The organism is Sulfuricurvum sp. (genome assembly GCF_019163035.1).
Taxonomy (GTDB): Bacteria; Campylobacterota; Campylobacteria; order Campylobacterales; family Sulfurimonadaceae; genus Sulfuricurvum.
On the sequence record NZ_JAFLKV010000103.1, the window covers coordinates 1 to 1,785 of the forward strand.

General features: G+C 40.1%; 3 protein-coding genes. All 3 read right to left on the reverse strand.

What is annotated here, in order from left to right; all coding sequences use genetic code 11:
* Positions 1-28 precede the first annotated feature (28 nt).
* A complete protein-coding gene (gene def / locus JZU62_RS07460; RefSeq protein ID WP_295013414.1) occupies positions 29-544 on the reverse strand; it encodes a peptide deformylase in 516 nt (171 codons plus the stop codon).
* A 7-nt stretch (positions 545-551) separates the two neighbouring features.
* Positions 552-1,598, reverse strand: coding sequence for a diguanylate cyclase (locus JZU62_RS07465; protein WP_295013416.1), 1,047 nt, complete (start codon positions 1,596-1,598; stop codon positions 552-554).
* A 10-nt stretch (positions 1,599-1,608) separates the two neighbouring features.
* Positions 1,609-1,785 (reverse strand): ATP-dependent Clp protease proteolytic subunit (locus tag JZU62_RS07470; protein WP_295013434.1); only part of this gene is annotated, 177 nt, incomplete at its 5' end.

Genomic DNA, 1,785 nt, shown 5'->3' on the forward strand with positions numbered 1-1,785 from the left:
AATATTGCAAAATGCAATACTCTGGAGGTTATTTTTTCTCTTTGAGTACTTTTTTGTACTCTTTTTCAAACTTTTTACGGCGGTTATAGGTAAGTTTTTCGATAAAAAGTTTTCCCTCTAAATGGTCCATTTCATGTTGAATGGCAATCGCTAAGAGCTCATCCGCTTCCAAAGTACAATGTTCACCGTGACGATTTTGATAGTGCAGGGTGAGAGCTTCATAGCGTTCAATATCTTCATAAAATCCGGGAACACTGAGACACCCCTCTTGATAGAGAGTATTTCCACTTGGATTAGAGATAGAGGGATTAATGACCTCTAAGCGATTTTCTAGGGTTTGATTTCCCTCTCCATCAGGAATACAGAGGATAAGAACACGGATAGGGTTTGCAACTTGAATAGCGGCCAATCCGATGCCGTTAGAGCTCATCATAGTTTCATACATATCGTCTAAAAAACGGTGGAGAAGTTGGTCAAAACTTGTTACTTGTGTGGAACGGACTTTAAGTTGTTTGTTGGGATAAGTAATAATCGGGAGAATCATAAGAGCCTTACGCGTTGCAAACCATATAACGGAGCTTAGGATTGTTTTCCGCTGCATCCATTGCTTCAAGAGTGCATACAAGGGTTTGATCAATTCCGCGTGTTGCATTGAGCTCAACTACTCCGATCGCTATACGGAGGTGAATCTCTTGTTCGGAAATGAAAAAATTACTCGAAGATACGAGATCAAAAAGTCTTTCGGATGCCCGCTTAGCACTTTCGATATCAGTATGTTTGAGCACCATAGCAAAAACACCTCCACCGTAATGGGCAACGATATCGCTCCGTCGAGAGGTTTTAAGTAAAAGACGTGCAACGGTGCGAACCATCAGTTGCTGAGCCTTTTCACTTTGAACAGTCTCTCCGCTCTCTTTAGAGAGACGAACAGTAATAAGGGAGCTTTTATGTTTGAACTCATCGATAAGATGGCGCTCTTGCTCAAGTTTGGTAATGAGGAAACGTTTGTTATAGACACCGAATTGATTATCAAAAATAGTCTCATTTTCAACTTGTTTGACAATTGTTGCCGTTTCATCATAGATCACCTTCATGTGAGAGACCTGTTTTTTGAGAATAGAGCTTAGTTTTCCGACATCATCGCCCAGTGATGCAATGAGATCGTTAGCCCCATTTAAAGAGGGAATCTCTTTCATTTCTGCTTGTCGTTTTTCTAAAATTTTCTCCATAAGAGAGATGTTTTTATAGAGGGTTGCACTGAGCTGTAAAATATTTTTTACCGATGAAAAACCCTGTTTTAGGGTTTTTTCAAGCTCGATGCTCGTATCTTCGTGATTGTCCTCTTCGAGCTCTAATATGGCACCGATTTGACGGCGAAGACTTTCGCTTTTGTCTTCTAAAATGCGGTCAAAATAGAGAGCAAAATTGTTAGGGGTAGGGGGTAGATTATCAGAAATAAGGGCATTTAAAACTTCTTTTGCAAAGATCTCAAGATCACTGGTTGGATCACTTAATGTGGTAGTGCTGATAAAAGCATTTTCCTCACTTTTTGGTGTAACCGTTCGTTGGGTACGCTTGAGATTGCTGAGAGCTGCCATGGATTACCCTTTACTTCTCTTCTTTTTCTTTTTGAATCAATACTTCATCAATGATACCATAGTCTACACCCTCTGCGGCTGACATGAAATTATCACGATCGGTATCTTTTTCGAGTTTTTTGACGCTCTGTCCACAGTTTTTAGCCAAAATTTCGTTGAGTTCGGCTTTCATTCGTAGAATCTCTTT

What these genes read in the sequence shown, in the direction of transcription:
- def (WP_295013414.1), bottom strand. Translation starts at nt 544, where the DNA reads ATGATTCTCCCGATTATTACTTATCCCAACAAACAACTTAAAGTCCGT.
- JZU62_RS07465 (WP_295013416.1), bottom strand. Translation starts at nt 1,598, where the DNA reads ATGGCAGCTCTCAGCAATCTCAAGCGTACCCAACGAACGGTTACACCA.